Raw genomic sequence first — 26,151 nt, 5'->3', positions numbered from 1 at the left:
GTGTTGTTTTAATTTTTTGATTGAATACGTTCAAAGATTTTATCTAATTTATCAAAGCCTTCGTTCATGCCACCTTCCATACCTGATTGCACCAATCCATCACGGTCGGCTACTGATTTAAAGATAGATTGTATATGTAATTTACATCTGTTGTTTGGTAATTCCTCAAGCGTCAAAAATTCTAATGAAACATGTCCCTTTTCAGGTAGTCCTTCAAATTCAAATGTGCGTATAATTCTTGCTGGTTCTTCTACCTCATGTATTACTCCATTAAAGCCATATTCGTTTCCTGCTTCATCAGTATGTGTAAAGCGCCATGAGCCATGCGATTTGTTTTCTAGTTTTTCTATTTTCATGGATAAATTGCTCGGGCCTACCCATTGTAAAAGTAATTCAGGTGAGCTAAAAGCCTCGTATACCAATTCTCTCGGAGCGTTAAACTCTCTTTCTATGAAAAGCTCCTGCTTGCCTTGTTCAACTGTTATTTTTGTTTTCATGTTGTTTTATTTTGAGGTAAGTACTTCTTCTAAATTATCAAGTGCCATTTTAAATCCTTCTTCAAAACCCATTTCCATAGTCTTTTCTAAATCGGAAACTGTTTTAAATACCAATTCAATATTTACTGTAGTTACGTTACCCGCTTCTGTAAATGTTGCTTTCCAGTTTGAGCCTGCTATATCACTGTTAGGCACACCATTTTCATCGGTAAAAGTATCTTCTGAGGTAAAATATTTTAAAGGAACAATGGTTCCATAATCAAACCTTGCCCATACTTTAGTACCATCCGGACCCTGCATAGCATATAGCCAAAAGCCACCTTCTCTAAAATCCATTGATTTAGTAACGGCTTTCCAAGGTTTTGGAGCCCACCATTGTTCAAGCAGGGCACTTTCTGTCCATGCAGCCCATACATTGTTAACAGAAGAATCAAATATTCTTTCTACATGAACCTTTTTGTTTTCTTTATCTGCGGAAAAATTCGTTTTTAAATTGCTGTTCATTTCTTTTTGTTTTTTAAATTATCTAATACAATGTCTAACCTGTCAAAGCGGTCTTCCCACATTTGTTGGAACGGGGCTAACCAATCAGCTACTTCTTTCATATTTTGAGGATTGAAATGGTAATATATTTCCCTGCCCGATTGCTCTTGTTTTACCAATTGGCATTCGGTCAATATTTTTATGTGTTTGGAAACTGCCTGCCTGCTGGTATCAAAATGTTCGGCAAGTGCATTGGGTGTCATAGCCTGTAAAGCTATAAGGGTTAAAATGGCTCTTCTTGTCGGGTCGGCAATGGCTTGAAATACGTCTCTTCTCATTTATGAATTTTATTACTTGCTACTGTTCGGTTGCAAATATATATGCAATTATTTGGTTGCGCAAAATTTTTCTTCATAAATTTTTTTTTGGGATGACTAAAATATTGATGAAATAATAAAGACGTTGGCATGTAACGTCCCTACATTATCTTGTTGTTGGTATCATATTATACCTTAGATTTTAACCTGCTTAAAGTTTCTTGCGAAATATTTAAATAAGATGCTACCACTTTGTTGGGTAATCTGTTTACTATAAACGGATTTTGCACCAACAATTGTTTATAGCGTTCGGTAGCATTGAGCGTTAACAGGGTCATTAACTTATTGGTATTATTTACATAGGCTTTTTCTAAATAATGCCTGTAAAATTTTTCCCATACAGGCATTATGCCCAATAAATAATTAAAATCTTTTTGATTGATGTATAATACTTCCGAAGGCTCTAAGGCCTGTAAATACTCGGCTGAAGGGCTACCTGAAATAAAGCTGCACAAGGCTGTGGCAAAATGGTTTTCAAAAGCGATGTAGCGTGTTGCCTCTTGTCCGTCTTCGTTGGTAAAGAAAAAACGCAGGCATCCTTTGCAAACAAAATGTATGCGGTAACTCACCTGTCCTTGTACAACCAGCAATTCATTTTTTTCTACTTTTAAAACATGGAAATAAGACATTACAACAGCTAGCTCTTCTTCTGTAATAGTTACTGTTTTTTGTATGTACTGCCTCAGTTGCTCTTTCATTGTTATTGATAATCCACTACATATTTACGGTAATAAATAATATCTTCAATAGATAGTACTACCAAACCGTGTTTTTGTGCAAATAATATTACTTCGGGTAACCTGGCCATGGTGCCATCTTCGTTCATTAGTTCGCATAACACAGCTTCAGGAGCAAGCTTGGCTAAGCGCATTAAATCAACACTTCCATCAGTATGGCCGTTTCTTTCCAACACGCCATTTTCGCGTGCGATTAAAGGAAACATATGCCCTGGTTTTACCAAGTCTGTTGCTTTAGCCTTTTCGTTACAAAGGGCTTGTATGGTTGTTATTCTATCTTGTGCAGAAACACCTGTTGTAATGCTTTCTTTTGCATCAATTGAAACGGTAAAAGGTGTTTGGTATTTACTGGTATTTTCCGCTACCATAGCCGGTAAATGAAGACTATTGGCTTTGGCTTGTGTTATACATAAACATACTATACCGCTGCATGCTCGTATCATCAATGCCATATCATTAGTTGTCATACTTGCAGCAGAAAAAATTAAATCACCTTCATTTTCCCTGTCTTCATCATCAACCAATAAAATGCCTTTACCGTTTTGCAAATGTGCAATGGCATTGTTAACGCGCTCCTGTGCAGTGCTGCCAAATAATGATAAACTGCTGTTTTCAAATTGTTGTTGTGTCATATCAATTGGTTAATTTTTCAGCTAATTTCCTGGCTCTTGGAATAATAACAAAAGCTGCAACATAGGCTACAGGAAGCATGACGCTCCATGCTTTTAGAAACTTTAAAAACCAGTCTTCCCCAAAACCATAGTTTCTCATTAAACCCACAAAGGCCATAATGAGGGTCATAGGGGTTACTACAAATAAGGTATTGATGTACTTGAAATATTTTTTGTCCATGCCGTAATGTATCTTTTTTGTGACGCAAATGTGTATGAACAAAAAAAATGAAACATTGATGTAAATCAAAAACGTAAGTAGATGAAAATATTTAGCTTTGATATACTATTTTATCTGATTAGTAGTTATCATTACTTAAAATTACCCTTATGCATAAATTTTTTTCGTTACGATTTATTTTTGGTGAGCTGAGTAAAGTATTCCTGCGCTTCCCCCTAACTTTAATTTATTCGTTTTTAATAGCCCTGCTTTCAGATGCGGTTATTAATAAAACATCGGTGCTGCCGGAACCCATCTTGCTAAAGTTAATACTAAGTTGTGTACTTGGTTTGAGCTCTAGTGTTGCTGTTTATTTATTTTTTGAAACAAAGGAAGAAACACCAACCAATACTATTTTAAAGCATGCTATTGCATTGCTTATACCGGTATTGCTTTTCATAAGTGTATACTCAATAGATGATATATGGGAAACGCAGCAAACACTTAAAAATTTTACTTATGTATTTATAGCACATCTGGTGGTTTCGTTTGCCGCTTTTTTAAAACAAAATTATACGGACTCCTTTTGGGAGTTCAACAAGTCATTGTTCCTGCGGTTTATTACTGCTTCCATTTATTCAGCTGCTATTTTTGCGGGTATTGCAGGAGCCCTTTTAGCCTGTAAAGAGCTTTTCGGATTAAATGTTACTGATAGGGTTTTCGGTTCCATATTCTGGTGGTGTGCTATATTTTTCCAATCGTGTATATTTTTGGCGGGAGTACCTGCTAAAAATGATTTATACAACGAAACCATTACTTACCCCAATCCGTTAAAGGTATTTGCACAGTATATTTTACTACCTATAGCTTTACTTTATTTAGGTATATTATATGCTTACGGGGCCAAAATTCTTGTACAGTTTTCTTTACCTGTAGGCTGGGTTTCAAGCCTGATACTAGCTTATGCTATTGTGGGCTTGTTCTGTTTTTTATTGCTCTATCCTGTTAAAGATAACGATGATAACAAATGGGTAAAAAGCACTTTAAAATATTTCTATTTATCTATTATTCCACTCTTGGTATTGCTGTTCATATCTATATTTTATCGTATCAGCCAATACGGAATTACCGAAGAGCGTTACTATGTAATGGTATTAAGCTTATGGCTTGCCGGCATTACTTTTTATGGCTTGTTTTCTAAAAACATCAATATAAAACTAATTCCTATAAGCCTAGCGTTGGTTCATTTGTTAATGGTCCTTGGCCCGTTAAATGGTTTTACTATTTCCCGTATCAGCCAGCACAACAGACTGGAAAAATTATTTATAAAACATAAGATGTACGATGGTGAGAAAGTAACTGCCCTAAAAGACACTATTAACATAAAAGAGGAGCAGGAAATGCAATCCATTATTTCTTATTTAATAAACAACCATAATATAAATGATGTTAACCCGTTTTTTGGAATAGATATAGCAAAGATTGATGCTTTGAAAAATAAAGAATTCCGCGGCCGAATTAAATACACCACAATAGATTCGGTTTATCAAATACTAAACCTGAGAAACTTCGACACGCCTGACCCAACCATTTACTTTACTGCTGAAGGCGAAAACACCTACAACACCTATGGCTCCAAATACATGATAATCAGAAACAATTATCCGTATGATGTGGGTGAGAAATTTTCTATTGAAAAACAAACACTGATATCTTACCATGATGATCCTTTGGATTCATTATCGGTTAAATACCAAAACAAAGTATATGTGGCTGATACCAAGAAAATGAAAGCTGATTTAATGGATTTAAGTAAACAACAACCGGATGGGGGCAGTATTTCTTTAAATAATTATGTTATTCCTTTAACCAATGGCGATGGGAAGATAACTATTTATGTAAAAGACATCAGGTTAAATAAAATGAGCGCTAAACCACAACTGGAAGGTATTAACTATTATATTTTAGTTAATTAAGGTAGTTAACTTATACACTCGCTTGAGAAACGTGAGCGAGTGTATAAGTTTATAGTGCACCCGAAGGGACTCGAACCCCCATCATCAGAACCGGAATCTAACATTCTATCCATTGAACTACGGGTGCATTTATGTATAAAGCGCGCAAATATACCGTTTGAATAATTTATTCTTCAATTTATAAATTCATTTTTAATAAAGCACCTGTTTACTAACTTGCGCGCTCAATTTATTGAAACAAAATGGATATAATTAAAACACCACAAGACAGCCACACCATTATGAACGAGTTGGTTTTACCGAATGATACCAACACCCTGAATAATTTAATGGGAGGTCGTCTGTTGCATTGGATGGATATAGTAGCTGCCATTGCTGCGCAAAAACACAGTGGCAAAACGGTAGTTACGGCTTCGGTTGATAGTGTAAGCTTTGGTAAATGTATACGTTTAGGCGATGTGGTTACTTTGGAAGCCAAAGTATCACGTTCGTTCAATACTTCTATGGAAATACATATTGTAGTACATGCGGAGAATATTCCGAGTGGTGAAAAGTTTAAAAGTAATGAAGCGTATTACACTTTTGTAGCTTTGGATAGAAATGGTTCTCCATTAAAAGTACCGGGTATAAAACCAAACAATGATGACGAACAAAAAAGATTTGAAGGCGCTTTACGCAGACGCCAGTTGCGTTTGGTATTAGCAGGCAAAATGAAACCCGATGATGCAACGGAACTAAAAGCTTTATTCAGTAATGACTAAAACAGGCACGAAAGTATATTTCCTGTTGGCTTGCATAGTAGTATGCTTAAGCTTTAACAGCCTGATGGGTAAAAATACTTTTACGCTTACACCTAACTTATTGGAGGCTCAAAAAAACATAGCTTCGCTTAGGTTAGATGCAGGAAAAACATGGTTAGAAGCGGAGAGAAAAATAAATCCTAACAATGCCGCTATTCAACTGTTTGAGAACTACATCGACTTTTTTAAAATACTCTGCTTACAAAACGAAACCGAATTTAAAGCTTTTGAGAAGAATAAAGCCATACGCATAGAAGCTTTAAAAAAGGTTGACGACAATAACCCTTATAAACTTTACGGACAAGCTGAAATACACTTACAGAGCGCTTTTTTAAAAGGTATGTTCGAAGAGTATTTAGGTGCTGCCTGGGATTTCAGGTCGTGTTACCAACTACTGGAGCAAAACCAAAAAAAATTCCCGCAGTTTATTACCAATAAAAAGGATATTGGTATATTACAAGCTATATTGGGTACCATTCCTGAATCGTACCAATGGATTGTAAACATAGCGGGCATGAAGGGCAATTTAAAACAAGGATTGCAACTGCTAAAGGAATATGTAGACAAAGCGGAAAGCGACAAGGAAATTACCATGGAGCTTAAAAATGCGCAATACTTCTACACGCTGTTTTATTTGAATTTTATGAAAAATAAAACGGAAACATGGAAGCTAACGGAGAAATATACTGCTGATTATAAAACCAATTTATTAGCCGCTTGTATTCGTTCTTTTTCTGCCAAAGCCACTGACCATACTGATGATTGTATTGAAGCGTTGCAAAGCAGGCCAACAAGCCATGAATACATTGCTTTTCCTTATATGGAAATGATGCTGGGCTCAGCTCTGTTATATAAATTAGATTTAAGTGCTGTACAACACTTTAAAAAATTTGTAGCCAGCAACAAGGATGCAAGCGATAACAAAGAGGCTTATACCAAACTGGCCTGGTGTGCCTGGTTAAAAGGCGATACGAGTACTTATTGGTTATATGCAAAAATTGCACACAACATTTCCAACAAAGGCAATAAAAATAAATTGGCCTCCAATGGTGGTGCTGATTTTTTTCCTGAAACAACTTTGCTAAAAGCACGTTTATTATTTGACGGAGGTTATTATGCACAAGCTGAAGAAATAATGTTGCACAAACCCATTCATCATTTTAAAACACAATTGGAAAAGGTGGAATATACTTACCGGCTGGGGCGCATTTACCATGAAAGCAATAAGCTGTCAAAAGCCATTGATTATTATGAGCAAACGGTAAAAGCCAACTTTAAAGAAAACGAATTTATGGCGGCTAATGCCTGCTTACAGTTGGGTTATATATACGAAAAACTCAATTTTAAACAGTTGGCTAAAACCCATTTTAATAAGGTATTTGAATACAAAAATGCAGAGTATAAAAACAGCTTACAGCAAAAAGCCAAAGCTGCTTTAGAAAAACTTTAATTGTTAAACATTTATACGCTTTGAAAAACTATATCAGTATAAATCCATTTACCGAAGAGGTAAGCGAATCGTTTGATTTTATAACAAACGAATTGTTAGAAGAAAACTTACAGGATGCTAAAAATGCTTTTACTTTTTGGCGCAACAGCACTTTTGCGCACAGGGCCAAATGTGTATTGCATTTAGCAGAATTACTGAAACAACATGCCGATGAATTGGCGCACATAGCTTCGTTGGAAATGGGCAAACTGCAAACTGAAGCCAAAGCCGAAGTATTAAAAAGTGTAAGGCTTTGCGAGTATTACGCTACACGCAGTGCCGATATATTACAAAGTAAATTAAGTCAATCGGAAACAGGAGCGAGTGTAGAAATTAAATACGAACCGCTGGGTGTAGTATTGGGAATATTTCCATGGAATTTTCCTTATTGGCAGGTATTACGAAGTGCCATACCTATTATTATGAGTGGCAATTGCATATTGATAAAACCAGCGCCCAATGTACCTAAAAGCAGTTTGGCTTTACAAAACTTAATCAATCAAAGTGGTTTTAAAACAGGCGTTATACAAACGGTTTTTGCTAATGAGCAACAAATTGCTACCATTATTGAAGATGACCGCATAGCCGCTACTACTTTAACGGGCAGCAAAAATGCAGGTTCGCACGTAGCCAAATTATCGGCTCAACATATTAAAAAATCAGTATTGGAATTAGGTGGCAGCGATCCTTTTATTGTATTGGAAGATGCTCATTTAGAAACAACTTTAAACAGTGCCATAGCAGCCCGTTTTCAAAACAATGGACAAAGCTGTGTATCGGCCAAACGTTTTATTGTGCACCAACATATAGCCGATGCTTTTTTACAAGGCTTAACTGAAAGAATAGCCGCCTTAAAAATTGGTAATCCAACTGATGCCGATGTAAATATAGGCCCGCTGGCACGTAAAGATTTACAAGTACAATTAGCACAACAGGTAAATGAATCAGTACAGGCCGGAGCGCAAATATTGTATCAAACCAAACAAACACCAGATAAAGGATTTTTTTATCCGCTTACCATTTTAGGTAATATACCCAAAAACTCGCCTGCTTATACGCAAGAGTTGTTTGGGCCTGTTATTAGCTTTTATACTTATACTGATATACAGGAAGCCATTGACATAGCCAACGGTACAGAGTTTGGTTTAGGTGCAAGCGTTTGGGGTGCTGATATTATGCATGCCAAACACATAGCTAATCAAATAGAAAGCGGCATGGTATACATCAACCAAATAGTAAAAAGCGATGCACGTTTTCCTTTTGGTGGTATTAAAAAATCGGGCTTTGGCAGGGAGTTAGGTGAGTTTGGCTTACGCGAATTTTGCAATATAAAAACCATTTGGATATAGGCTTCCATACTTCCAAAACACTTTACTCTACATGCAATAACAATCCTTTTAAATACTCTCCTTCCGGATGGTAAATATTGATAGGATGATCATCAGGTTGGCTTAACTGGCGTACTATGCGCACATTGCGTTTACACTCAGCAGCAGCACTAAATACTATTTTACGGAACAAATCTTTATCAATATGCTGGCTGCAACTAAAGGTAAAAATTAAACCATTGGGTTTAACTTTTTCAATACCTAGCTTATTCAAATTCTGATAACCACGCGAAGCATTAGCCACTGCTCTTGAATGCTTGGCAAAGGCTGGTGGGTCAAGCACTATAATATCGTATGTTTTTTCGCACTGTTTCAAGTAATCAAAACAATCAGCTGCTATACCTTCGTGGTTGCTAAATCCGTTTAAGGCTACATTTTGGTTAGCCAGCTCAATAGCTTCTTTGCTGCTATCAACCGAGTCAACCCAAGTAGCACCATATTTTAGCGCAAACAAACTAAAGCCTCCTGAGTAACTAAAAGTATTTAATACTGTTTTGCCTTTGCTTAACTCGCCAAGCATTCTGCGGTTTTCGCGTTGGTCAATAAAAAACCCTGTCTTTTGCCCTTTTTCTACATCTATATTAAACTGTACATCATACTCTTTACCAACTAAAGGCATGGGCAAACTATCATCGTTAACCCAACGATTTCCATCGGTTACATTTTCTAAAAGCTGTGTGCTTTGTTTTGTTTTTAAGTAAATGTGCTTAAAGCCTAAACTATTTAAAGCCTCAAACACATATTGACTAATTAACTCCACGCCTTTTACCAGTATTTGGCAAACGGCCGCGTTGTTGTAAATATCTATAATAATGCCTGGGAAAAAATCGCCTTCAGCATGAATTAAACGGTAAATATTGGTACTTTCTGCATTGATGAATTGCTTACGGTAATTAAACGCACGGGTAATTTTATTTTTCCAGTATAGTTCGTCAATAACAATAGGTTCGCTTGTAAACTCAAACAGCCTGCACATAATTTGGCTGTTAGGGGCAAAAAATCCGTAGCCCATTAATTCATCGGCATTGGTTCTTACCTCTACTATTGAGCCATTGGGTGCTTTAGGCATTTGCTTAACACCTCCGCTAAATACCCAAGGATGACGGTTTAACAAAGAACGTTCTCTACCACTTTTTAAAATTATTTTTTCGTAATGCATGCGGCCGCAAAGATGCACTAAAAAATTTGCTGACAAAGAATTTGATTTTATCGGTATTATTTTCATATGCTGCGCACTTTTATAAACCCAAAAACTTCATAAAAAAATCATGCAAAAAAACCTGAAGGTTTATGTAAAATTGTACCACAATAAAACTTAAAAAACATTTCAGGCATTGACAGCACAACTTCGTAATAGGTACACCGATTTAATTCATCAAACTTTCTTTTTTCCACGCCACGGATTTGAAGTAATAGACAACCATTTACACTTTAATGGGATAGACTTAATGGGATTGGTAAAGGAATACGGCACTCCTTTAAAATTTAGTTATTTACCCAAAATATCAAGCCAGATACAAAAGGCAAACGAACTTTTTAACAAGGCCATTACTAAACACAATTACGCGGGTAAATACTTTTATTGCTATTGCACCAAAAGCTCTCACTTTAGTTTTGTACTTAATGAGGCTTTAAAAAACAATGTCGACATTGAAACTTCATCCGCTTTTGATTTGGATATTTTAAGCAAGCTTCACGCGGAGGGAAAGTTTGCTGCTGATAAATATATTATCTGTAACGGTTTTAAAAACGAGCCTTATGCCAATAACATGGCAGCTATGGTAAACAAAGGTTTTGAAAATCTTATTTGTGTGCTAGACAACCCGGAAGAGTTTGATTTAATAGCCAGCAAAACTACCAACGTTACCAAACTAGGTATTAGAATAGCTACGGAAGAAGAACCTAACTTTTCGGTTTATACCTCTCGTCTGGGCATGAGCTATAAAAAGGTGGTTGATTTATACCACTCTAAAATTCACGATAACGAATTATTCAAATTAAAAATGGTTCACTTTTTTGTGAACTCAGGTATAAAAGATACTACTTACTACTGGAGTGAATTAACACGTTTAGTACATGTATACTGCGATTTAAAGCAGGCTTGCCCTGAACTGGATACCATTGATATTGGAGGTGGTATGCCTATTTATACTTCACTGGGTGTGGAGTACGATTATGAATATATGATTGACCAGATTATATTTTACATCAAAACCATTTGTGAGAGCCGCAACATTGAAGTTCCTAATATTTTTACGGAGTTTGGTTCATTTACAGTAGGCGAAAGTGGTGGCATTTTATATTCAGTAATTGGTGAAAAAGAACAAAACGACAAAGAAAAATGGTTGATGATAGACAGTTCTTTCATCACCACTCTACCCGACACTTGGGGTATTGGACAAAAATTTATTCTATTGGCCGTTAACAATTGGGAAAACGAATTTCAACGTATAAACTTAGGTGGCTTAACCTGCGATAGCCAGGATTTTTACAATAGCGATACCAACACCAATCAGGTATTTATGCCTAAAACTGATGAGGGTGAACCTTTGATAATGGGCTTTTTCCATACGGGTGCTTATCAGGAAAGTTTAGGTGGCTATGGTGGGATTCAGCATTGCTTAATTCCCGCACCCAAACATATTGTTATTGATAAAAAAGAAGATGGCTCATTAAGCTACGAAGTGTTTGCCGAACAACAAACACCTGAAAGCATGCTTAAACTGTTAGGTTACTAAAATAAAAGTAAGCTATGGTTAAAGCAATTATTTTCGACATGGATGGCCTCCTTGTTGACTCAGAACCTTATTGGAAAATAGCAGAGAAAATTTGTTTTGGTAAATTAGGTTTACAGCTGGATGATGAACTGCTACGCCAGGTAATGGGTTTCAGGCTGAGCGAAGTAGTAGAACATTGGTATAATTACCAGCCTTGGGGCGAAAAAAACTTTGCTGCTGTTGAAGCCGATGTATTGGCTACCGTACAACAATTAATTAGTGAACATGCCAATGCCTTGCCGGGTGTGGAACAAACCTTACAATTATGTAAAGCCAATGGTTATAAAATAGCTTTGGCTTCATCAAGCGCTATGAGTTTAATAAATGTAGTGGTTGATAAATTAAACATTCGTCATTATTTTGATTTGCTGGTAAGTGCCGAGTTTGAACCCTACGGCAAACCCCACCCCAGTGTATTTTTAACGACAGCCGCAAAACTACAAGTTGAGCCAACGGAATGTTTGGTTTTTGAAGATTCTGTAAACGGCATGGTAGCGGCCAAAGCTGCACGCATGCAATGTATTGTAGTACCTGAAGCAGAAAAACAAAACGAAAGCTATTGGAGCTTAGCCAACCACCAATTACAAAGCTTAGAAGCCTTTAAACTGGACTTAATTAATTAGGCAAAAAATATTTTTATGGAATTTGTGGAGTGATTGCATCTCACTTATAAAAAACAAATACCATGAAAATTTCCATTCCTGAACCATGCCACGAAAACTGGGGCGTTATGACTCCAAACGAACAAGGACGCTTTTGCCAAAGTTGTCAAAAAACAGTAGTTGATTTTACTAATTGGAGCACTGCCGATATTCAAAACTATTTTGCCAAACATTATGGGCAAAAAGTATGTGGCCGTTTTAAAAATGAGCAGCTGGCACAAATCAATATTCAAATTCCTACACACCTGTTTACTTACATACCCGCAAGCAGAAAGTTTGCTTTGGCTTTATTAATAGTGTTTGGCACTACCCTTTTCAGTTGTACTGATAACAGTGGTAACTCAGCTACCATTGGTAAAATAGAAATAATAGACAGCGCGAAAGTGACCAATGACTCTTTAAAGCCAGAACTTATTGGTAAAATGGCAGTTATTGATACTCCCGCTATCCCTGCTCAAAAGGTAATAGATGAACAGTTATTAGGGGAAGTAGTAACTAAAGGTGAAATTAGAAGTATACCTGTAATTATGGGCGATACGATTATAGAAGAACCCATAATAAATGCGGTTAAAGGAAAGGTCAAAGTTGACAAACCCAAACCTACTCCAATAGATACTCTGCATTCCTCTGAAAACATAATAATCCATACTACCGGACTGATTGCAGTTGACTATAAACCGGATTCCAATTTAAATAGTAAATTGCCGAAAAAATAAATGACTGTATGAAATATGTATATTTTCTTTTATGTGCCATTGGCTGTTTAATCAATACTAAGAGTTATGCTCAAATGCTGCCCGTTGATACGACCAAACAAGTACTGACTATGCCGGAAGAAATGCCACAATTTCCGGGAGGAGAAAATGAAATGTATAGTTTTATCAGTAAGAACTTGTATTACCCTACACTCGCAAAAGAAAATGCAATAGAAGGAAAAGTTTATGTTAGGTTTGTGGTTGAAAGGGATGGCTCTATTGACCAAATAGAAATTCTGAAAAAATTAGGCTGGGGTTGTGATGAAGAAGTAATACGCATGATTCAGCTAATGCCCAAATGGAAACCCGGAAAAATGAAAGGAAATGCGGTACCCGTTTTTTTTGTACTGCCCGTTGTTTTTAAACTTAAGTAAAGGTTTATTTTGTTAAACAGTGCATTTCATTAAAAACTGATTTTCCTTTTTCTATTTATTAAGTAAAATAATTTAAGCATCTTCGTTGCGTTAAATTGTTCCCTAAACGCCTCCAGCAATGACCAACGATAAATACATGAAACGTGGTGTTTCATCGCAAAAAGAAGATGTTCACGCAGCTATTAAAAACTTAGATAAAGGATTGTTTCCGCAAGCTTTTTGCAAAATAGTTCCTGATTATCTGGGAGGTGATAACAACTTCTGCAATATTATGCATGCAGATGGAGCAGGGACAAAATCGAGCCTAGCTTATTTATACTGGAAAGAAACGGGCGATTTATCGGTTTGGAAGGGCATAGCACAGGATGCTATTGTAATGAACTTAAATGATTTGTTATGTGTAGGTGCTTATGATAAAATTATTCTTTCATCAACCATTGGCCGCAATAAAAATTTAATTCCCGGTGAAGTTATACAAGCCATTATTGAAGGGACAGAAGAGTTTGTTGCTATGTTACAATCATACGGTATCAATATTCACTCTACCGGTGGCGAAACCGCTGATGTAGGGGATTTGGTACGTACCATTATTGTTGACTCAACAGTAACAGCCCGTATTGAGAAAAGCAAAGTTATTTCTAACCACAATATAAAAGCAGGCAATGTAATTGTTGGTTTTGCCAGCTACGGACAAACCACTTACGAAACAGCTTACAATGCAGGAATGGGCAGCAATGGATTGACCATGGCCCGCCACGATGTGCTTTCTTCCTTTTATAAAACATTTAGTGAAAGTTTTGACCCGCAGGTACCGGATGATTTGGTATATACCGGTGGCCTAAAATTAAGCGAGCAATTGGCTGAAAATCCATTAAACGTAGGTAAAATGATTCTTTCTCCTACGCGTACATTCAGCCCTATTATTAAAGAGGTTTTTGAAAACTACTTTGATAAAATAGATGGCATGGTGCATTGCACGGGTGGCGGACAAACCAAAGTTTTACACTTTGTTAAAAACGTAAAAATAATTAAAGACAATTTATTTAAAACACCACCTTTATTCAGTATGATTCAAAGCCAAAGCAATAGCCAATGGCATGAAATGTACAAGGTATTTAATATGGGTAATTTACTGGAATTTTATACGGATGAAAACACTGCTCAGCACCTAATTACTTTAGCTAATAAATTTAATATACCAGCTCAAATAATAGGCAGAGTAGAAGCAGCAGAAAAAAATGAATTAGTAGTCACAACGGAACACGGGGAGTTCACATACTAATTCTCTAATAAGCTTACCACATCTTTAGCTATTTTACTACCAAGGGCTACACCCATTCCATTAAGGCGTGCGCCTACCACCACGTTTTTACTTTGCTTTTGTATAATGGGTAATTTATCCTCGCCAAAAGCCATAATACCGCACCACTCATAATCTATTTCAAAAGGTGTGTTCGGTAAAATCAATGTTTTGAGTAAGCGTTTTAGCTCATCTTGAATATGTGTATTAATTTCAAATACAGTTGTTGTTTCTTCTTCAAAAGCTAAATTTCTTCCGCCTCCAAAAATTATCCTGTTATCTATATTTCTAAAATAATAAAAGCCTTCGTCAAAACTAAAGGTTCCTTTTATTTTCAAATTATCAATCGGTTTTGTAACCAATACCTGTCCTCTTCCCGGGCTTATTGTCAATGTTGGAAATAACTTTTTTGTAAATGCATTGGTACAAATGGCTACTTTTTTACACGTAAACTCAATTATTTCCTGTTGTAAACCTTTGACACTAACAGTAACAAAATTTTCTTTATCAACTACATCCAATACTTCGGCTCCTGTAATAATATGAACCCCTAATTTGGTTATATGCTCTATTAAAGCTTGCATCATTTTACCTGTATTTATTTGGCCTTCTAATGGATTGCGGATAACTCGTTTCACCAACTGTTTATCAAAGCCAAAATCATCAGCCGCTAAGTCATCAAACAAAAAAACATCTTGCCTAAATAATGGGAATAATAGTTTATTCAAATGCTCCAATTGGGCAGGCAATTCATCGTGGTTATGCTTTTCAATAATTAATTCATACCCTCCGTTGTTTATGTATTCAATCTTATCGTCACCTAAACGGTTTCGGAGTATCTGTAAGCCAGCTATTCTATCCTGTACCAACTTTAATAAATTAGCTTCTCCCATAACAGATATATCGTAAACCATTTCTGTTAGTGTTCCGAAACAAGCAAAGCCGGCATTTTTTGTAGATGCTCCGGTTGGTAACAAACCTCTTTCCAGTACTAATACTTTTGCCGTTGGGTATTGTTCTTTTATTTCAGCAGCACATGAAAGGCCTGTAATACCTGAACCAACAATAATAAAATCGTAATTTAAAAATTGTGTTTGTTCCCAATAACTTATCATAGGCTCAAGTATAAAACAAAAAATGCTGACTCAAAATAAATTGAGTCAGCATTTTTTATATAGTTAGTTACTTATTATTTAATTAATGAGATAGAACCCCTTACTGTTTTTTCAGGACCACCTTTTAATTGATAAGTAAATATGTAATAGTAAGTACCAGAAGGGTTTTCACCACCATCGTTATTGGTTTTACCATTCCATGTTTTAGTAGGACTATCGCTTTCAAATACGGTGTTACCCCAACGATTCCAAATAGTTAAACTATACTTACGGAAATTCTCAATTTCAATTACAAAGTTATCGTTTATGTTATCGCCATTTGGAGAGAACGCATTTGGAATATTGATTTTACTTGGAGGTAAAATTATTTGAATAATCTTACAAACCGAATCAGGACAACTAACCGTACCAGCTACATCAGCAATGATACAAACCATTAAACTGGTCGATGAATCTACGTCAAACTTAGCAGTAAAATCGTTTAACGGACTTACATCATCAAAGTCTTTAGGGTAACCATCAAACATGCTTCCATCTGCTTTATACACTTTCCATGTATATTTATCAGAAACAGCAGTGTCTGAGTTATTAACCAATCGGAACGATGATTCACCTGCTTGCGTTGGTGTAAAGTCCGCTTTAGCTTTAGAAGCTACTACTGTTACTGTATCAGTATTAGCACATGGTGCATAACCATATTGGAATCGGGTAGAAGTCAATACAAATTTATATTGTCCTATTTGATTCAATTTATACTGCCATGTAGTATCTACATTAATATCTGTTTTCAATACTGAATCTAACCTGGTTGAAAGGGTTGAATTAAATACATCTAACCTGTATCTGTCAATAGTATCCCTATCTGATTTATTGGTAAATTTAAATACTTCACCCACACAGACCGTATCTTTAGAAGATTCTAAATTTACTTGATAAGGAACATTGGTTCTTATTCTTATCGGTGCTTCAAAACCTCCTAAAGTATCAGGTACAGTAATTGGTCTACAAACACCTTTACCTGTTTCACTATCAAATGCCTCTGCAAAAATATAGTATGTGCCTGGCTCATCGTAAATAAACTCAACGGTATCGACAGTAGAGTATTTAACCGGTATTGCTAAATTATCTGGTCTACCAGAACGGATAATGGTTAATTTAGTAGGTGTATCTGTTGGGCTAGCCCAAGGCTCTCTTTCTGGTATACTTACTACCCTAACTCTATGAGGAACGCAACCTAATGTATCGTCTAAGATAAATAAATGAGGACGAGGGCCACTTATAAATATGTCTTTTGTGATAGTATCAGTACATCCTTGTTCTGTATTCACTGCTAATTGCAATGTATATTTACCATTTTTACGGTAATCGTATTTAGGATTTTGTAAATCTGATCTAAATGCATCTTGAGCAAAGCCAAGATCACCAAACCACCATTTCCATCCTACTACATTATCAAAACCAGGAGCTCCACCAATATAACTTGAATCTTTAAATAAATACTCATCACCACATTGGTATACATCTTTTGCTTCAATAGCTGCATGTGGATGTACAATGTTAACGTAGCGGTAACAAGTATCCCAATAACCAACGCTATCTCTCGTAATCATCGACACTTTGTAACGTCCCGGTGCACTGTATTTATTGCTAACAAGTATGCCAGGAACACTGCTTCCAACGGCATCTAAATTACCATCGGAATCGAAATCCCAATACAAACGCTCATAATAATAGGTACGTAACTTATAACATCTTGTTATTGGAGCAGCGGTAACCGGATCTGTTCCTGCAACACCAAAATGTGTAGGCGGGCAAACCTGAATAGGGCCACTTAATATAAAGTAATCAGTTGGATCAGGATAAATTTTAGTAGTATCTGACGGATAGTTAACCAATGCCGGTCCAAATTTATCCATCAATTCATCTAATCTATCATTGTTTTCGCCCGGTATTTGCAATGGACGAGAACAAACTCCTGTTCCTGCGGTATACCAGTAGCGTACTGAATCTCTAAAATAAACGGATTCTCCCTGACAGAATATGGTATCAAGGTCTCCTGCTCCATTCAATACATCAAAAGTATCAATAATACCTACTACAATATATTTCAATGCTCTGTTCTCACAACGTGAGAAATTATTCGCAATCATATTATGTAATACCGGAGTAATATCTCCTCTTCGTTCTAAACCGTTTCCTCCGTCTACAAGCATTTCCCATGACGACAGTTTGTAAACATGTTGAATAGGTAATAGCATAAAACTTGTATCGCGTGAAATTACTCTCACATCTATACGCAATGGTGGTAATGCATGCAACGGGTCGTTACATCTCCAAATAGTATCTCTAACTGTTTGTGAGAATACGCGTGTACCAATTGGATAATAGGTTGTATCTGTACATTGCCAAGGTAATACCTGTGTATTATACTCATATCTTATTCTATTATATGGCTCATCTGTTTCCGGTTGGTAGTAGAATGAATCTACTGTTGCTGTTCCATCACCCCAATCCCAAACATCGGCAATCACATTGTCTTGTAACGAATCAAAATAATGGAAAGTAACTGTATCACCTTTACCTCTTAAGTAACAGAAATTAGGTTTAGCAGGATCTTCAAACGCAAATTTTTCAATGGTAAAGCTTGCATTTAATTGAATAAATCGGAAGAAATTATGGTACCAAACTGTATCACTCAAACAACCTGGTGAATTACAGTTGGTAGGAGAGGCACAACCTGTACCTACTATAATACCTAAGGTAATCCATCCTTTGCTACTGTATGGCATATTTGTTATACCACCCGGAGTTGGACCGCTAGGGAAATAATGTGCCCACATTCTGGCTCCTGAAGGAGAAGTCCATGGTCCTCCAGGTGTTGGAGGATAGTTAACTCTGTTATACATACCAGGCATGGTTAATCCTCCATTGGTAGTTCCACCGGCAAAATCAACGAAATTATCTAAATCGCAAGGTGTACCATCGTTTCTATCTAATAATGAATCGTAATTAATCATTAAGAAAGTACGAGAACTGCTTGGCACAATACCAGGTCCAGGCTGTGTTCTGGCTGAATCTAAATATCCGGCTCTGTTCAATATAATTTGTGGATCACCACCTGAAGAACCTGATTTAAAATTAGGACAAACTTTTCCATCTTGACTTAAACCAAAAGCATCAGGACGGGTAAAACTTAACTGAACTGTTGATGCTCCATGGCAATCCCACTCATCTAAGTGAAGAGAATCTCTGATAATTGAATCCTTAGTATAAGTGTGGGTAATAGGATCATATATTTTTATAGTGTCAAACTTGATTTTAACTGTTCTGTAATCAGGATCTTGTGAAGTATTGTTAATTGAATCCTTCATCTGTAAAGTAACAGTTATATCTTGAATTGTTTGGCGGTTAAATGCATAACGATACAAGGTAATATTAGTGCCTGGTAATAAATCTGATCCTTTGTATGATCTCGGTTTACCATCATGTGCATTTGGCAAGCTAATAACCAATAAACCACTATCAATTCTGGTTCCTACCGGAAGTACATCCATCCAGTTACCTCTGGCACTTGAAATTGGATCGGGAATTGGATTATTTAATCTTATTACATTATTTGGTTGAATATCGGTTGGCCAAATATTAGACATTGTATCTACCCTTGTTGGAGTTGGACCAGAAGCCAATACCGGCTGATTCCAAGGCCACCAAGTAGGACCACCCGCAGTATCGCGCGGTTGTACCCAATTAAATCCGGTTGGAGGAGCTTGGCTTGTTGGCCATTGTGTATATCCTTTTGTCCATCTTGTAGAATCATAAGGAGGGAAATCATGTCCATATTTATTCCAATCAAAAATTACATCCCAATTTTGGTATAAACGAGTTGGCAATGAATCGTGAGAGAAATTACATGAAGTGAATCTACCTAAATATGATTTTCCGTTGGCAACAAAAGCACCTAATGTTCTGTTTTGTAAATCAGCCGCATTTAAATAAGGTGGTAAACCTCCGTTTGCAGCAACTGGGTTTGGAAAAGAATAAGAAGTACATGCGGGAGCATATTGGTCTTCAGCAAAATCCCAACGTTTCCATAACCTGTCTGACTGGTAAATAAGTGATGTATTTACAAACTGAACAGGAAAGGTTGGACCACACTGTAGTTTTTGCCATGGTAGAATAGTAATAGGCGTATTAGGATCTTCTATTCTTACTAATGGCCCCTGAATTTGAACACCTATTCCAATCAATCTATCTTTAAATACTTCTAATGAATCGTGAACATTTGCATCATTAAGTGTCTTGAATCTTAATGCTCTCGAAATTGGGTTATAATAAGGTGTTAAAACCGGTCTGGTAATTAAAGTACTGGTTTGTGGATTTCTAAACTGAATCATTTGCGTATCGTAAAACGTAGGCAAAAAACTCATATCCGGTTTACGGAAGAAATCCCAGTCAGAACTCATTTCATCACCCCAGCCATCAAACCTTCCTACAATTTTATCTACATCTGTTGGATCGCTGGCATTATAAGTTGTATCGTAAATGAATTTTGGAATACGACCATTTGTATTGTAAAACAAAGTATCAAGTGTTGAAGCAGGAGTTAAAACACGTCCCTTTCTGGTATACAATACTGGATTTAATCTAGGCCCAAATGCATTGACATACTGCGGAACGTTTGGTTTTGGCGCAGCATAAAAATCTTCATACTGATACCGGTTCGGGTCTTTTGGCAGCGTATCTAATTTTGAATAATAAGTATAGGTTCTGGTTTTAGAAGGAATTCCCGGACACGCAACCGTTAAGGTTGGAAAATATTGACCAAGTCCTTGGTATTGATATCTTGGTTGGAAAACATTTAAAAATCTGTCTGAACCAGGAGGATTAGCGTTAGGGTCATTAAAACTCCATAAAATATTTAATGGTGTTCCACCCGGACCTTCTAATGCAAAATTATTGTACAATGTTACAAAGGCAGCATTAGGAACCATTAAACAAACTGAATCTGCTAAAGAATCGTTTACCGGGCTTCTTTTAGTTAAGATTTCTATTTCGTAAATAATGTTTTCAGGTAATTTTAAACCCGATGTTTGAAAATAAAACGAATCGGCACAACCTGATCTTTTATCGTATACAAATAAAGAAGGATAAAATACGCCTGCAGTAATATATTGATGTTGGTAAGCATTATTCCAACGCGCAAAATCTTGAGTTTGTTTGCCGGGTACGCCTGAATAATACATTGTTCCATCGCCATAATCCCAAACAAATGAATCAACAAATGAATATTGAAGAGGGGTTGTATTTTGATATATATATTTCGATGTATCACACTGAGCTATACCAGAAATGGTAAAACCAGGTTTAATATCGGGAGCAATAGTAATTGGTAATGTGCTCAATGGATCACTTAATGGATCTGTTTTACAACCAACTGAATCGGTAATAGTTAAACCAATCTGGTAAGTTGGTTTATTCAAAGTGTATTTATGGTTTAATATATTTTGCGACATATTGGTAACCGTTACAGCACTACCATCTCCAAAAATCCAGTCTGCTTGTACCAAAGGTGCACTAGGTGCAGCTCCTCTGGTAGACGTGTTATTAAAAACATAATTATTGTTTTTAAAACATTGGTTATCGGGCGACTGTAATATAAATGAAGTAACAGGTCTGTTCCAAATTCTTCTATTAGCCGTAACCACTATATCTGGTCCGTTAGTTCTTTTAACCACCAAGGTAATTACATAATCACCACCGGTTGCGTACTTTTTAAAGAAAAACTGATTTGGTGGGTTGCCTGCAATTCTGTTGTTAACAGCTGTATCATTAGGAAGTCCCCAACGAATAGTATAAGAAACAACATCAGCCGGTAAAATACCGGTAGTAACTACTTCTACCGTTGTTAAATCAACACCAGCACAAGCAACAGCTGGAGTAATAACTATAGAAGCTGATTGCCCTCTTGCCATAATGCTGGATAGCAAGAGAAAAACCAAAACATAGAGATGTTTTAGTTTTAAAAGAGATAACTTGTTGTACATATATTTCATTTTTATTTTATTTTTTTTAAAATTATACAGTTTGCTAACATAAGAAAATTTAGCTAAAATACAAATTCGTGCTTATCTTATCAATTGAATAGCTGTTTTTAAAGTTTTTAAATCTGCATTATCAGCACCTTTGTAAATTAATATTCCATAGTAGGTACCCATAGCACAAGCTTGCCCAGTTTTAAAATTCGTTCCATCCCAATTATTCAATTTATCACTCGATTCAAAAACCAATTCATTCTGTGTATTATAAATTTTTAAATTATAATACTTCTCCCCTTCTATCTCTACTAAATATTTATCGTTCAAGCCATCATTATTCGGTGTAAAAACGTTTTGAAGGTTTTTAAGTGTAACCTTTCCAATTTCTTCTTTTGGCTTCTCAACCTCTTCCTCTTTTTTACTTGATTCTATTTCTTCATTAAGGTTGCTTTCCTCTTTTAATTCGCTTTGTAAAATTTGCGGATTATCTGTTTTTGGTTTTGCTTCCGTTTTTGTATTGATTGGGTTAGCGTTTATTTCCTGGTTTTGTATATGGTTGTTGATTTGATTGTTTAAAGCCTCTTCATTATTGTTATTATGAGCTAATTCTTTAATAATAGCTGGTTTCTTATTGGCTTTATTAGTATTGTTATTATTAGGAGTAGTTTTATTGGTTGCAATTTCTTTTTCTGTCGGTTCAACTGGCAATGGCTGTTGGCTTACTAATTCTTGTTGTTCTTTAATTTCCTGTTGGGTAGTAACAACCGCTTGATTATTGTCTGTATTAGGGTTTGCTAAATAACTGTAAGCTATAAAAGCTGCAGGTAAACTAGCTATAGCCAGCATTTTTAAAATTCCCATTCCAATTTTTGAGCCTGCCGCAGCGTTACCACTACCGGCATTTGATGAACCTGCATTATTTTTAATACCCGTTTCTATACCAGCCCAAACATTGGGTGCTTCTGGCGCAAATTGTTCCATTTGCTCTTTAAGTATTTTATCTAAATTATTCAACTTCGTTTACTTCGTTTACTTCGTTAATTTTGTATATTCCTTTAAAAAAGCCGCTCTTGCTCTGGCAAGCTGGCTTTTTGATGTTCCTTCGTTTATTTGAAGCATTTCAGCTATTTCTGCATGGCTGTAACCTTCTATAGCGTATAAGTTTAAAACTGTTCTGTAACCCAATGCTAATTTTCCCATAGTCAGCATAATTTCTTTCTGCCCTATCTTATCCATGGTTAAATTTTCATAAGATAAATCAAAAGCTTCCGTTACATCACTTGTTTCGGTGTAAAATTTATTTACCCTAATACTTTCCAATGCACAGTTCACAAAAATCCTTCTCATCCAAGCCTCTATCACCCCTTTGCCTTCAAACTGCTTCATTTTACTAAAAACCCTAATATAACCCTCCTGCATGGCATCCCGGGCATCCTCCGGGCTTTTACAATACCTTAAACACACACCATACATTTGCCTAACTGTTTCATCATACAATTGCTTTTGCGATTTAGCATTGCCTTGCATGCATTTTTCAATTAATTCTAGGCTTATATTCTGACTCACTTTATATATTAGTTTTTGCTTGATTAATGAACCTAAGTATAAGTTGCACGTTAAAATAAAAAAACTTAAAATTTTCTAAATGCTTTTAGTCCCAACACTTTATATTAAATTTTGCTTACTTTGCTAAATAAACTATTTTCAATTACGTGTTTAATAGGTATTTATACATATTTTTATTTGCTAGCCTTTACCTTGTAGTACAAACTCCAACTTGGGGTCAAAATAATATATTACCTGACAATACGAATAGTAAAATTAGCTTTATAGAAAATAAAGGTCAGTGGGATAGTGATATAAAGTTCAAATTCAAAAGTGCCAGTTTAGATATTTTACTCCACCAAAATACTATTTCCTATTATATACTAGACCCCATTCAAATAGCCAAACTTAACAGCCATCCACACAAAACAGAAGTTAGTAGCAATTCTGTTACTGGACACTTTATTAATTTAATATTTCGCAACGCAAACAAAACACTCAACCCCATAGCCAATGGTGAGGCTAACCATTTTTATTACAATTATTTCATTGGTAAAAATCCTGCAAAATGGCGCTCAAAGGTTCAATCGTTTCAAAAAATAATTTACCCTGATTTATACGCAAACATTGATTTAGCCATTAGCAGTGAATCAAATACCAAGCTTAAATTTGACTGGATACTAAAACCAAATGCCAACATTAACGATATTGAACTGGAGTACAAAGGTTCAACTGATTATAAAATTGAATATGGTGAATTATTTATTTACCATAGCTTAGGCTTTATTAAAGAAAAGCAGCCTTTTGCTTACCAGTTTATTAATGGTAAAAAAGTAATAGTTGATGTAAAATACGTTCTAAAAAATAATTGCATTCATTTTGAAGCAGCTGAATACAACAAGCAGTTTAACCTGATTATTGACCCTGATTTAATTTTTAGCACTTATAGCGGCTCTACAGAAGACAATTTTGGTTTTACTGCTACGTATGACAGCCAGGGCAATTTATATGCAGGAGGTATTACATCAGGAGGTGGAACAGGCCAGTATCCGGTAACACCAGGAGCATACCAACTTACTTTTAGTGGAGGTACTTCAGAAGAGCCTATAGGGTTGCCGAGCGATATTACCATTAGCAAATACCGCAGCGATGGCAAGGAGCTTTTATATGCTACTTATTTAGGAGGGCAATTAAATGAAGCCCCGCATAGTTTAATTGTTGACAATAATGACAACCTTGTTATTATGGGCACTACAAAGTCTGATGATTACCCTGTTAGTGCAAAGGCTTATAACAGTATTCATCAAGGCAAGTCGGATATTATAGTTACCAAACTATCAAAGAATGGAGATTCATTACTTGCTTCAACGTATATTGGTGGAAGTGAAAACGATGGTTTAAATAGTAAAGGTACCGCATTACACAAATTTTATGCTGATGATTTTAGGGGCGATGTAATAGTTGACAAAGAGCATAATATTATAGTAGGCAGTTGTTCACGCTCAACTGATTTCCCTATAACTACCAATTCATTTGGAGGCAGTGTTATACCTAACTTTTTAAAAGGTGTTGTATTTAAACTTGACAGTGATTGCAGTAAACTTCTTTTTAGTTCTGCTTTTCAAGGATTCAGCCACAATGCTGTTCATAGTGTTGACTTAAATACGAATGGTGATATTTTTATAGCGGGTGGAACTACTGAGGACATGAGTATAACTACTGCTAAAAATGCTTATAATGGAGGAATTGCAGATGGTTTTTTTGCCAAAATAAAAAAAGATGGAACCCAAATACTCAATGCCCGATATTTTGGAACAGAAAAATATGATCAAATATTTGGTTTAGAATTAGACCTTGATGAAAACATATACATAGTGGGGCATACTGATGGTGTACTCAGTACCGTTGGAAATGTTTACTTTACTCCCAATGGAAAACAATTTATTGCTAAAATAAGCAACGACTTTTCCAATATTAATTTTTTAAGCAAATTTGGTTCTGATAGAAACACCATTGACTTAACCATCAATGCTTTTTTATTGGACGATTGCGGAAGATTATACATGAGCGGCTGGGGAGGTGTAAACGATGTTGGCAATACAAACGGACTTCCCGTTACCAGCGATGCTTACAAAAAGAATACTGATAACAGGGACTTCTATATTATTGTATTGGGGCTAAACGCACAAAAACTATTATATGCTACTTTTTTTGGTGGAGACCTTACTGGTGACCACGTAGATGGGGGAACCAGCAGATTCGACAAAAAAGGATATATTTATCAGTCAGTTTGTGCCAGCTGCCCGGATGTCGGAGGAACCATAAGTGATTTTCCTACCAGTTCCGATGCTGTATTTAAAACCAATGTGAGCCCACGCTGCAGCAATGCTGCTTTTAAAATGCAGTTTAGTTTTAAACAAGTGCAAATAGGCTTTACCATTGATACTTGCGCTGCCAGTATAAAATTTAACTGCTTAACAGAAAACGTTTTTTCTTATTTTTGGCAATTTCCCAATGGGGAAACAAGCACTGAACAAAACCCCATTCTGCCTATTGATAAAGTAAACAATAAAGACATTAGCCTAACAATTAACCGTTTAACCTCGTGTGCTGATTCTACAAAAATTACTGTTGCCTATACCGAAGACATTAAAAAGGTAAAAACCGCTAATGCTTTTACACCAAACAATGATGGGCTAAACGATTATTTTTTACTGGATGGATTAACCGCTCCTTGCGATGAAGCCGAAGTAACCATATACAACAGGTGGGGGCAAGAAATGTACAAGAGTTCCAGTGCAAATTTTAAATGGGACGGAAAAGATAGCAACGGAACAAATGCCACCGATGGTGTTTATTTTTATATTGCCAGTTTCAAAAAACTGAACAACACAAAAAAAGAACTACACGGCACTGTTACCTTATTACGCTAAAAGCATTAAAAAAATTTAATTATGAATCCTTCGGGCAATTTGCTTTTTTGTGTACCATTAAAACCTAAGATATACCC

General features: G+C 36.0%; 21 protein-coding genes and 1 tRNA gene. 10 read left to right on the top strand and 12 right to left on the bottom strand.

The window, feature by feature from the left end:
- Window positions 1–8: 8 nt before the first annotated feature.
- The 6 genes from V4538_16880 to V4538_16855 form a co-directional block, all read right to left on the bottom strand.
- Entirely contained in the window at window positions 9–497 is a 489-nt protein-coding gene (locus tag V4538_16880) for an SRPBCC family protein (GenBank protein ID MES2382726.1), read from the bottom strand.
- Between the two features lie 6 nt (window positions 498–503).
- Complete coding sequence (locus tag V4538_16875) at window positions 504–1,001, bottom strand: SRPBCC domain-containing protein (GenBank protein ID MES2382725.1); 498 nt, start codon at window positions 999–1,001, stop codon at window positions 504–506.
- Window positions 998–1,318, bottom strand: coding sequence for a metalloregulator ArsR/SmtB family transcription factor (locus tag V4538_16870; protein MES2382724.1), 321 nt, complete (start codon window positions 1,316–1,318; stop codon window positions 998–1,000). Before V4538_16870 ends, V4538_16875 begins: the two co-directional genes overlap by 4 nt.
- Before the next feature lie 167 nt (window positions 1,319–1,485).
- Complete coding sequence (locus V4538_16865) at window positions 1,486–2,055, bottom strand: Crp/Fnr family transcriptional regulator (protein MES2382723.1); 570 nt, start codon at window positions 2,053–2,055, stop codon at window positions 1,486–1,488.
- A 2-nt stretch (window positions 2,056–2,057) separates the two neighbouring features.
- Window positions 2,058–2,726, bottom strand: coding sequence for a 3,4-dihydroxy-2-butanone-4-phosphate synthase (gene ribB / locus V4538_16860; protein MES2382722.1), 669 nt, complete (start codon window positions 2,724–2,726; stop codon window positions 2,058–2,060).
- 1 nt (window position 2,727) lies between these two features.
- On the bottom strand, window positions 2,728–2,946 hold the full coding sequence (locus tag V4538_16855) for a DUF2798 domain-containing protein (protein ID MES2382721.1): 219 nt from the start codon (window positions 2,944–2,946) through the stop codon (window positions 2,728–2,730).
- 149 nt (window positions 2,947–3,095) lie between these two features.
- Here V4538_16855 and V4538_16850 point away from each other — a divergent pair, with 149 nt between their 5' ends.
- Window positions 3,096–4,901, top strand: a complete 1,806-nt coding sequence (locus V4538_16850) for a DUF4153 domain-containing protein (GenBank protein MES2382720.1) — start codon at window positions 3,096–3,098, stop codon at window positions 4,899–4,901.
- A 55-nt stretch (window positions 4,902–4,956) separates the two neighbouring features.
- Here V4538_16850 and V4538_16845 read toward each other — a convergent pair.
- Window positions 4,957–5,028: transfer RNA gene (locus V4538_16845), tRNA-Arg, on the bottom strand.
- Between the two features lie 115 nt (window positions 5,029–5,143).
- On the opposite strand from V4538_16845, the gene V4538_16840 reads away from it, so the two are divergent.
- From V4538_16840 to V4538_16830, 3 genes are read left to right on the top strand one after another with little or no spacing between them, the layout of a single operon-like run.
- Window positions 5,144–5,662, top strand: coding sequence for an acyl-CoA thioesterase (locus tag V4538_16840; GenBank protein ID MES2382719.1), 519 nt, complete (start codon window positions 5,144–5,146; stop codon window positions 5,660–5,662).
- Window positions 5,655–7,151, top strand: a complete 1,497-nt coding sequence (locus V4538_16835) for a hypothetical protein (GenBank protein ID MES2382718.1) — start codon at window positions 5,655–5,657, stop codon at window positions 7,149–7,151. The genes V4538_16840 and V4538_16835 overlap by 8 nt, the downstream gene beginning before the upstream one ends.
- Window positions 7,152–7,171: 20 nt before the next feature.
- Window positions 7,172–8,539, top strand: a complete 1,368-nt coding sequence (locus V4538_16830; protein ID MES2382717.1) for an NAD-dependent succinate-semialdehyde dehydrogenase — start codon at window positions 7,172–7,174, stop codon at window positions 8,537–8,539.
- Window positions 8,540–8,561: 22 nt separating this feature from the next.
- Here the strand turns inward: V4538_16830 and V4538_16825 are convergent, their stop codons facing one another.
- Window positions 8,562–9,737 carry a class I SAM-dependent rRNA methyltransferase gene (locus V4538_16825; GenBank protein MES2382716.1) on the bottom strand — a complete coding sequence of 392 codons (1,176 nt, stop codon included), beginning with the start codon at window positions 9,735–9,737 and terminating at the stop codon, window positions 8,562–8,564.
- A gap of 175 nt (window positions 9,738–9,912) precedes the next feature.
- Here V4538_16825 and V4538_16820 point away from each other — a divergent pair, with 175 nt between their 5' ends.
- The 5 genes from V4538_16820 to V4538_16800 all read left to right on the top strand — a co-directional run bounded on the left by V4538_16820 (window position 9,913) and on the right by V4538_16800 (window position 14,428).
- The gene (locus V4538_16820) at window positions 9,913–11,316 is read left to right on the top strand and encodes an arginine decarboxylase (GenBank protein ID MES2382715.1); all 1,404 of its coding nucleotides are present in this window, start codon (window positions 9,913–9,915) and stop codon (window positions 11,314–11,316) included.
- Between the two features lie 14 nt (window positions 11,317–11,330).
- On the top strand, window positions 11,331–11,978 hold the full coding sequence (gene hxpB / locus V4538_16815) for a hexitol phosphatase HxpB (protein MES2382714.1): 648 nt from the start codon (window positions 11,331–11,333) through the stop codon (window positions 11,976–11,978).
- Window positions 11,979–12,040: 62 nt separating this feature from the next.
- Window positions 12,041–12,733, top strand: coding sequence for a hypothetical protein (locus V4538_16810; GenBank protein MES2382713.1), 693 nt, complete (start codon window positions 12,041–12,043; stop codon window positions 12,731–12,733).
- 8 nt (window positions 12,734–12,741) lie between these two features.
- On the top strand, window positions 12,742–13,146 hold the full coding sequence (locus V4538_16805) for an energy transducer TonB (GenBank protein ID MES2382712.1): 405 nt from the start codon (window positions 12,742–12,744) through the stop codon (window positions 13,144–13,146).
- 118 nt (window positions 13,147–13,264) lie between these two features.
- Window positions 13,265–14,428, top strand: coding sequence for an AIR synthase related protein (locus tag V4538_16800; protein MES2382711.1), 1,164 nt, complete (start codon window positions 13,265–13,267; stop codon window positions 14,426–14,428).
- Here V4538_16800 and V4538_16795 read toward each other — a convergent pair.
- The 4 genes from V4538_16795 to V4538_16780 all read right to left on the bottom strand — a co-directional run bounded on the left by V4538_16795 (window position 14,425) and on the right by V4538_16780 (window position 23,162).
- Window positions 14,425–15,561 carry an FAD-dependent oxidoreductase gene (locus tag V4538_16795; GenBank protein ID MES2382710.1) on the bottom strand — a complete coding sequence of 379 codons (1,137 nt, stop codon included), beginning with the start codon at window positions 15,559–15,561 and terminating at the stop codon, window positions 14,425–14,427. The two genes, V4538_16800 and V4538_16795, sit on opposite strands and share 4 nt — an antisense overlap.
- 74 nt (window positions 15,562–15,635) lie before the next feature.
- The gene (locus V4538_16790; GenBank protein ID MES2382709.1) at window positions 15,636–21,533 is read right to left on the bottom strand and encodes a gliding motility-associated C-terminal domain-containing protein; all 5,898 of its coding nucleotides are present in this window, start codon (window positions 21,531–21,533) and stop codon (window positions 15,636–15,638) included.
- Between the two features lie 153 nt (window positions 21,534–21,686).
- A complete protein-coding gene (locus V4538_16785) occupies window positions 21,687–22,610 on the bottom strand; it encodes a gliding motility-associated C-terminal domain-containing protein (protein MES2382708.1) in 924 nt (307 codons plus the stop codon).
- Between the two features lie 15 nt (window positions 22,611–22,625).
- Window positions 22,626–23,162 (bottom strand): RNA polymerase sigma factor, encoded by a 537-nt coding sequence (locus V4538_16780; protein ID MES2382707.1) that lies wholly within the window; start codon window positions 23,160–23,162, stop codon window positions 22,626–22,628.
- Between the two features lie 146 nt (window positions 23,163–23,308).
- Between V4538_16780 and V4538_16775 the strand changes: the two genes are divergently transcribed.
- Entirely contained in the window at window positions 23,309–26,074 is a 2,766-nt protein-coding gene (locus V4538_16775; protein MES2382706.1) for a gliding motility-associated C-terminal domain-containing protein, read from the top strand.
- The last annotated feature ends 77 nt before the right edge of the window (window positions 26,075–26,151 follow it).

This window comes from Bacteroidota bacterium (genome assembly GCA_040388375.1).
Lineage (GTDB): Bacteria > Bacteroidota > Bacteroidia > UKL13-3 > UKL13-3 > JAAFJM01.
This window is presented reverse-complemented; position numbering and strand designations above follow the sequence as displayed.

Coding starts and splice junctions, on each gene's coding strand:
- V4538_16870 (MES2382724.1), bottom strand. CDS start 1,318: ATGAGAAGAGACGTATTTCAAGCCATTGCCGACCCGACAAGAAGAGCC.
- ribB (MES2382722.1), bottom strand. CDS start 2,726: ATGACACAACAACAATTTGAAAACAGCAGTTTATCATTATTTGGCAGC.
- V4538_16825 (MES2382716.1), bottom strand. CDS start 9,737: ATGCATTACGAAAAAATAATTTTAAAAAGTGGTAGAGAACGTTCTTTG.
- V4538_16805 (MES2382712.1), top strand. CDS start 12,742: ATGAAATATGTATATTTTCTTTTATGTGCCATTGGCTGTTTAATCAAT.
- hxpB (MES2382714.1), top strand. CDS start 11,331: ATGGTTAAAGCAATTATTTTCGACATGGATGGCCTCCTTGTTGACTCA.
- V4538_16875 (MES2382725.1), bottom strand. CDS start 1,001: ATGAACAGCAATTTAAAAACGAATTTTTCCGCAGATAAAGAAAACAAA.
- V4538_16850 (MES2382720.1), top strand. CDS start 3,096: ATGCATAAATTTTTTTCGTTACGATTTATTTTTGGTGAGCTGAGTAAA.
- V4538_16865 (MES2382723.1), bottom strand. CDS start 2,055: ATGAAAGAGCAACTGAGGCAGTACATACAAAAAACAGTAACTATTACA.
- V4538_16790 (MES2382709.1), bottom strand. CDS start 21,533: ATGGCAAGAGGGCAATCAGCTTCTATAGTTATTACTCCAGCTGTTGCT.
- V4538_16855 (MES2382721.1), bottom strand. CDS start 2,946: ATGGACAAAAAATATTTCAAGTACATCAATACCTTATTTGTAGTAACC.
- V4538_16795 (MES2382710.1), bottom strand. CDS start 15,561: ATGATAAGTTATTGGGAACAAACACAATTTTTAAATTACGATTTTATT.
- V4538_16840 (MES2382719.1), top strand. CDS start 5,144: ATGGATATAATTAAAACACCACAAGACAGCCACACCATTATGAACGAG.
- V4538_16835 (MES2382718.1), top strand. CDS start 5,655: ATGACTAAAACAGGCACGAAAGTATATTTCCTGTTGGCTTGCATAGTA.
- V4538_16880 (MES2382726.1), bottom strand. CDS start 497: ATGAAAACAAAAATAACAGTTGAACAAGGCAAGCAGGAGCTTTTCATA.
- V4538_16800 (MES2382711.1), top strand. CDS start 13,265: ATGACCAACGATAAATACATGAAACGTGGTGTTTCATCGCAAAAAGAA.
- V4538_16810 (MES2382713.1), top strand. CDS start 12,041: ATGAAAATTTCCATTCCTGAACCATGCCACGAAAACTGGGGCGTTATG.